The organism is Winogradskyella bathintestinalis (assembly GCF_030407435.1).
Lineage (GTDB): Bacteria > Bacteroidota > Bacteroidia > Flavobacteriales > Flavobacteriaceae > Winogradskyella > Winogradskyella bathintestinalis.
The window spans coordinates 1-557 of sequence record NZ_JASDDK010000034.1; the positions used below are offsets into that span (position 1 = coordinate 1).

1 pseudogene is annotated in these 557 nt (G+C 42.9%); it reads right to left on the bottom strand.

Annotated elements, in window-relative coordinates:
* Window positions 1-557: pseudogene (locus tag QMA06_RS16445) on the bottom strand (T9SS type B sorting domain-containing protein); the annotation flags it as partial.

Sequence of the window (557 nt, forward strand, 5' to 3'; positions counted from 1 at the left end):
TATCTATGGCATTTACTCCATTATTGGCATTGGTCTGGGTTTCATGGTAAGTGACCTCTAGACCCGAAGCGCCTCCCGTAATCTCATCATCTACATCCGTAAGGGTAAAAAGACCAAAACCATCATTGTCTGGATCACAATATCTTAAGGGTTGTGGCGTGAATGCTATTGGTGCTTGTTCTACAAGCAACTCTAAAGTAGTGGTGGTGTAACAACCGGTATTGCTATCTTGTACTCGTGCAAAAACATTCTGACCGTTGCTCAAATTAGTATACAGCATTGGCAATGCTGCAGTATCTGTCTGTGCACCGGCTAGAGTTTCATAATAGCTTACCGCATAATTAGGGTTATTGCCTGTAATTTCTGAATTTTTTAAACTCAGATCCATCTCCGTTAATCCATCTGGGGTGCCATCGTCACAGACTTCTAGTGCTGTGGGAGTTATGGCTGTTGGTAATGGATTAACGATAAGATTAAACGAGGTGGTGCCATAACAATCGGGATACGCGGGATCCTCTACGCGTACGTAAATTGTATCTTGGTTGGGTGAACTTGTA